Source organism: Nitrospiraceae bacterium, from assembly GCA_035623075.1.
Classification (GTDB): domain Bacteria; phylum Nitrospirota; class Nitrospiria; order Nitrospirales; family Nitrospiraceae; genus DASPUC01.
Genome location: DASPUC010000021.1, coordinates 1 through 5,868 on the forward strand (window position 1 = coordinate 1; position 5,868 = coordinate 5,868).

Genomic DNA, 5,868 nt, shown 5'->3' on the forward strand with positions numbered 1-5,868 from the left:
CTCGTGGAGCGCTGGCGGCAGACCTACAACCGGATTCGGCCCCACAGCGCCCTGGGCTATCGTCCGCCGGCACCGGAAGCCATCGCGCCACGGTGCGCGTGAGTCACATTGCAAGTGGTACAACTACAGGGGGCAGGTCAAATCAGTCTTCGTTCTCCAGCTCAACTTCGCTTGACAGGGTCCGACACAGTTGCTACGGTTCGGCAGTATTAAACAATTCCGACAACGATTCAAAAGCAGTAGGCTGGCGTAGCTCAATCGGCAGAGCAGCGGTTTTGTAAACCGCAGGTTGGAGGTTCGATTCCTCTCGCCAGCTCCATATTTTCAGTGAGTTACAGAACCCTCGCCAGCTCGAACCTGCGCGTGTGCTAAATTTGTGCTAACGGACCGTCCTGCCTCCAACGCCTCCACCCCATCCCGCAAGCTTTCCGGATAGTGATGGGCATAGCACTGCGTCATGATCGGCGACTTGTGCCCCAGGAGCCGCTGAACCTTATACAGATCAACACGCGCCTGGACCATCCTCGTCGCAAACGTGTGGCGAAGATCATGGAAATGGAGGTCTTGAATCTTCGCAATGTCGAGTGCGGCAATTAGCGCTCGCCGGATGTTACTCCCATCGAGAGGCGTGTGGGTTTGGCTGTGAAACACGATGTCAATCGACCGCGGACGCGCCGCGTATTTGTGTTTCAGGAGATCAAGAACGGTTGCATTCACCGGGATTGTCCGTCGTTCTCCGTTTTTTGATCGAACGACGGTGACTGTTCGACGAAACAGATCGACACCAGCCCATGTGAGCGCGAGGATCTCCCCCATACGCATACCAGCATAGAGGGCAAAGACCACGAGCTCCCGCAGCCACGGAGCCGCCGCAGCGAGGAGCTGCTGTTCTTCTTCCATGGTCAGCCAGCGATCCCGCGTATTGTGTTCCTTCTCCATGGAGACCCGGCAGACCGGGTTATCGGTACACCATTCCCACTCTCGCCGAGCCAGATTAAACGCTTTTTTCAAGGTCGCTAACTCCCGGTTAATCGTGGCCGGTTTCACCCCATCGGTGTAGCGTCGGTTCTTGTAGGCCACGATCAGCTTTGGCGTAATCTGATCCAGTGTGGGATTACCAAAAAACCCTTTCAGGTTCTGGATACTGGTCAGTTCCCGCCGATGGTTGGCCCGTCTCGCCGCATGCTCACTCGCGTATCGATCCATCAGTTCCGTCAAGGTCCGATATTGCTCTTCCGGTTTCTCGAAGAATCGCCTTTCGATGATCTGAACCTTCACCTTGCCTAAGATCGCCTCGGCCAGTCGTTTATCAGCAGTCCCCGTCGACCGTCTAACTTGCTGACCTTGATACATGAACGACATCCACCACATGTTACCTCGTTTCACGAGTCCCATTCGTTCACTCCTTTCCAGTGGGACTCGGTGTTATGGTTTCCCCGTGGCCGGGAGTATAGACCTCACGTCTTACGCTCGCAATCAGTCTCTCCAGATCGGCATGGTCCGTCCGGCGTGTTCCGATCTGGAGAGGAACGGACTGTGGTGCAGAGAAGGAGGCTAGCCAATGGTCAATCTTAACCGGATCAAACCAGACTAACCGATGAAGCTTCCGGTAGGGAATCTTGCCTTGCGCCGCCCAGGCATAGAGCGTCGAGGGTTTGATCTGCAGCTTCTGCGCAAGGTTGTTGACGGTCCACAACATCCTGGCCTCTCGGTGTCTCTGGCCCACGCAGTCCCCATCGGCACCGGTGGTTCCACCTGGGATATATAGGGCGCGCGACGCAACAATCAAAAACCCGACATGAGCGGTCCGTTCTGATGTCGGGTTTTGGTCACCGAGAGGGAGGGAGGAGGAAGGAGCTCGACGTGAGGGGAGTACGACAGTGTACGAGCTGGGCAAACCTGCGGCGGTGGCTGCACCGAGCCATGAACGATGCAAACAGCCACCGACTCGACCGGCCTGACACTCGGCCATCGTGGGGTCCGGTTCTGCGAATCCAGTCCAAGTCGTTCATGGAGGGCTGGCCCGGTGTGTGTTTTTCCGATCCGATCAGGTTCTCATGAATAAAATGCCTGGTTGTTCGCATGCAGCAATTCGGGATATTGGGACAAGCTAGCTTACGCGCCTTACGCGGCTTTACTCACGTTTACTCGCAGTGCTAGCTTATTCACGCCAAAAGGCTAACAACGCCTGAAGCAGAGTACCCCCCAGCTTTAGGAGCCGATTCAAAAAACTTGCTGAGGCGCAAGGCGTATCACGTGGAAATACCAAGGGGAAAATGTTTCAAAGGACAAGTGCCAAAAACAAATGATTAAGGAAGCGTTGAAAACACTTCTGACATTCGCCGTTCTTGTCATCACTGGTATCTGCGCCGCTTCAGACGACACCTCACTCCGCAGCAAGACCGTCTTGGAGGTCTTGCGCGAGTCGAAGCGCATCCTCTGGATTGCTGCTCATCCGGATGATGAAAATTCCTCTAGTGCGCTCCTGGCCAGGGGCAAGGAGCTGTCGGGCACGCTCTTTATGGCCAGCTTGACACGAGGGGAAAACAGCGACATCGTGTGGAGCGGATTGCGCCGAGGCTCTGCGATGGGGACGGCCCGATCCGAGCTGTTTGCCAAGTCGATGGCTATCTTAAAAGCTGATGCCTACGACGTCGGACCCTTTGTGAATGGGCCTTATTCCTTGGCGGAGCTCGATGCGAGGCCAGCGAATGCTCCACACCAGGACTGGCTTCCCAAGGCGACCTCTTCAGCGGATGTCATCGCGAAATGGAAGAGAGAGGGGGATCCTCTTGGTTATGTGATTAAACTCGTTCGGGAAAGACGGCCTGATGTCGTCGTGTCGCTGGATGACTACTGCGGAGGGAGCGGACACCCTGAGCACATCGCGGTGGCTCGGCTGTTGCTTCAAGCGATTCCCCTCGCCGCTGACCCCTCGGCCTACCCAGGAGTGGGCGAGCCTTGGAAGGTTCACGCGGTCATCTTCAGCGCCCACATCATCCCCCAGTTAGTGGCTTGTCAGTTTTGCAAGTGTGAGGGAAAGCCACCAACGGTTCCGGCGGAGACAGTGCTCACGGTGGAGAGATCCCGTGTGTACGACATGACCTATCTCGGTGTGAAATGCGTGGTGGCGAAAACCTATCAGAACGCCATGCAAACGAAAGGCTGGACGGAGACAGAGATCCGAGAGGGATGCAGGAAAGCGGAAACACTCGCTGGACAGGTTCCTCAAGGTGGCGCGAAAGAGGACCCGTTGTTTGAACAGTACCGCATCCGCCTACTGAACTCTCAATAACAGTAGATGTTTTGAACCATGAAATAGAGATTGCCCTTTAATCAAGACGGAGGGGGAATGCGGAGGGCATTCCTGCTGCTCATGCTTCTTGGCGGGCTCGGCTGGTGGTATTGGGGCCGAAGTGTGGAACCCGTCCGAGTGATCCACGCTCAGCTCGATGCAATAGACAAGGGCGACTACGCCGTGGCATACGAGTACCTCAGCACAGCGGCCAAGGAGCAGATGACGGCGCAAGACTTCATGACGTTAGTCCAGGGCAACAGCGTGATCGTGAAACACTATGACAGGACTTTTCTCTCGCGGAAAGTGGAGAACAACGTCGCCACCATCAACGGGACCGTAGAGGGGATCGAAGAACAAGTCAGCGACGTCCATTATGTCCTGGTGAAGGAAGGTGAACGTTGGAAGATACAGACCTTTACCTGGTCACCTCCGCGGACAATCAGCAGAAAGGGTTTTGGAGTTCGATAACAGTTGTTTGTGAACTTGCTTCGCGCGACTCCGAATCATCAAGCATGATGCCCGCTAAGCGAAAGTATTTTTGTGGGGATTGTGGACCAAGAGATCTTACCGATGTTTTCATCGAATGGGCAGAACGTTCTGTCCACTCGTCCCTGATAGACAAGCTTGAATGCTGTGGCACCAGACAGTATGCTGCGGGCGCCACAGCATGAGTGCTTACGAGTCGACGAAGCAGAGTAGAAGTCGCCGACCCTGTGTTACAGCCCATTCAAGAAGGCGACCAAGTCAGCCTTTTCACCGTCAGTGAGCCCGATGTTGAAGCGGACGTTGTAAAACTCGATGACGTCTTTCAATCCCGCTGCCGACCCATTGTGAAAGTACGGCGCTCGGGCCGCCAATCCACGCAGAATCGGTCCCTTCAACTTGCCTATGTCCGCCCATTTTCCGGTGATCAACGCCCGCCCCGGATCGGTCGTGGAGATCTCCTGCGTTGGGTCGGTCTTCTTGCGTAGCGTGATCACGGGCAAGTAGCTCACGTCCAGCGGACTCGTAAGGTCGGCGACGCCGATGTTCAGCGGCGCAGAGACGGAATGGTTGCCGACGTTGAAAGTGTCGTGGCACGTGCCACAGGTCCCTTTGATGATCGGCTGACCGGTCGCGTCGTTGAGCCCGCCAACTCCCGTAATGTTGATGGTGCGCGAGTTGAACAGCGTCTGGCCACGAAGAATGCGGGCGCGGCGGTCGGCACGATCATCATCAGTGGGCGCCTGAGCCCAGTGCGGCGTGAACAGCGAGAAGATCACCGGGGTGAACGGCGCTTTGAAGGGGTTCTGGCCCAGCGGGTCATTGATACCAACAAAGAAGGACTGCGTCACGAGGGCCACTGGGCCCCCGGTCGCGCCCTGGGCATCGAGTGTCCCAGCGACAAAGTCGAAGGCCTGCGCGGTCGAGAGTCCCATTTCAAATGCGACGATTTGCTGCTGCTGTTGCCCGGTGAGTGGGGTCGTGGCTTGGGCGTGGCCATTCGTGGCATCCAGGGCTTGATGTGCGAGGTCGGACAGCAGGTCGCTCGGGTTGGTGGCGAAGGTGATGGGCTTGGTTCCGGTCTGTGTCGAGGATTCGCGCCCGTCCCACATCACGGTGCTCAGAAACCGAAGGTTGGTGGCAGGAAGCGGGCGTCGATACATGGAGAGGGTCGAGGCGTCATTACACCCGTAGGGGTTCTTGACGCTGACCACGTCAAACTCGGCTCCATCCGGCACCGGGAGCGCGATGCGAATCAAGCCGCGACTGATCAGCAGGCTATAGGCCGCTCGGCGATCAGCTACTGTGGTAGTGTCGATATGGTGATCGCAATTCGAGCCGTCGTTGGTGCGAAAGATCGGGTCCAAGCCTGCCGAGTCTTCAAACCGGTCCGCCACATGGGCCGCCGACACGGTCCAGGCGTCGCTGGCCTGGTGACAAGTCGAGCAGCTCCGACCATTGCTCCCAAGGCTCTGGAAAAACGGACCGGTGAGATCCACTTTCCCGGTCGTGCTAAAGGTTTTCAGGATGCCAGTCGGGTCAGGAAATGGAAAGAGATTCGGAAGAAAGGTCGGGGTGCCCGTGTCAGCCAGGACCGCCGTCACGACACCCAGCAAGAGTATACCTGGTAGCACTATGCGAGTCTTCAGCATGGCCAGCCTCCATTGGGAGCGGTGAGGTGCGAGGGAGGCAATGCTAAAGGGAAGGATCCGAAAATGTATATCCGCTCAATTACGTATCTCTCCACAACAGGGGTGATACTCCAGTAGTCACGTTCGGTCAGGCGATCTAATAGCTTCACAGCAAGTCGGAGTTGATCTACCTTTATTTATCCTCTTGGCGGTGTTCTATGACCTCCTGGCCTTCTATACCTCTCACAATTTGGCCCCTGCTCTCTTTGGAGATCTGTATTGGGCGGTGTGATCTGTTCAGAAAAGACGGCTGATTGTGCTCATTTTGTGCTCAACTCCACCTCACTCCAGCTCATTCCAGCCTACTCCAGCCAAAGTTTGGATTTCGCGCAAACTTTGGCTGGAGTGGGCCTCAGTGAGCCTGAATAGGCTGGAGGAGGGTCCGGGACACGGTTT

At 56.4% G+C, this 5,868-nt stretch carries 6 protein-coding genes and 1 tRNA gene; 4 read left to right on the plus strand and 3 right to left on the minus strand.

Features of this window, described 5'->3' with window-relative positions; all coding sequences use genetic code 11:
- Positions 1 to 102 (plus strand): integrase core domain-containing protein (locus tag VEI50_04705; GenBank protein ID HXX74406.1); only part of this gene is annotated, 102 nt, incomplete at its 5' end.
- 141 nt (positions 103 to 243) lie between these two features.
- Positions 244 to 319: transfer RNA gene (locus VEI50_04710), tRNA-Thr, on the plus strand.
- Positions 320 to 324: 5 nt separating this feature from the next.
- Here the strand turns inward: VEI50_04710 and VEI50_04715 are convergent.
- Together VEI50_04715 and VEI50_04720 are read right to left on the minus strand one after the other, a co-directional pair.
- Complete coding sequence (locus tag VEI50_04715; protein HXX74407.1) at positions 325 to 1,395, minus strand: tyrosine-type recombinase/integrase; 1,071 nt, start codon at positions 1,393 to 1,395, stop codon at positions 325 to 327.
- Positions 1,396 to 1,399: 4 nt separating this feature from the next.
- A complete protein-coding gene (locus tag VEI50_04720) occupies positions 1,400 to 1,699 on the minus strand; it encodes a helix-turn-helix domain-containing protein (protein HXX74408.1) in 300 nt (99 codons plus the stop codon).
- A gap of 606 nt (positions 1,700 to 2,305) precedes the next feature.
- Between VEI50_04720 and VEI50_04725 the strand changes: the two genes are divergently transcribed.
- Together VEI50_04725 and VEI50_04730 are read left to right on the plus strand one after the other, a co-directional pair.
- Entirely contained in the window at positions 2,306 to 3,295 is a 990-nt protein-coding gene (locus VEI50_04725) for a PIG-L family deacetylase (protein HXX74409.1), read from the plus strand.
- 57 nt (positions 3,296 to 3,352) lie between these two features.
- Positions 3,353 to 3,766 carry a DUF4864 domain-containing protein gene (locus tag VEI50_04730; GenBank protein HXX74410.1) on the plus strand — a complete coding sequence of 138 codons (414 nt, stop codon included), beginning with the start codon at positions 3,353 to 3,355 and terminating at the stop codon, positions 3,764 to 3,766.
- Between the two features lie 248 nt (positions 3,767 to 4,014).
- On the opposite strand, the gene VEI50_04735 is transcribed toward VEI50_04730, so the two are convergent.
- Positions 4,015 to 5,433, minus strand: a complete 1,419-nt coding sequence (locus VEI50_04735) for a hypothetical protein (protein HXX74411.1) — start codon at positions 5,431 to 5,433, stop codon at positions 4,015 to 4,017.
- Positions 5,434 to 5,868 lie beyond the last annotated feature (435 nt).

Coding starts and splice junctions, on each gene's coding strand:
- VEI50_04735 (HXX74411.1), bottom strand. CDS start 5,433: ATGCTGAAGACTCGCATAGTGCTACCAGGTATACTCTTGCTGGGTGTC.
- VEI50_04725 (HXX74409.1), top strand. CDS start 2,306: ATGATTAAGGAAGCGTTGAAAACACTTCTGACATTCGCCGTTCTTGTC.
- VEI50_04730 (HXX74410.1), top strand. CDS start 3,353: ATGCGGAGGGCATTCCTGCTGCTCATGCTTCTTGGCGGGCTCGGCTGG.
- VEI50_04715 (HXX74407.1), bottom strand. CDS start 1,395: ATGGGACTCGTGAAACGAGGTAACATGTGGTGGATGTCGTTCATGTAT.
- VEI50_04720 (HXX74408.1), bottom strand. CDS start 1,699: ATGTTGTGGACCGTCAACAACCTTGCGCAGAAGCTGCAGATCAAACCC.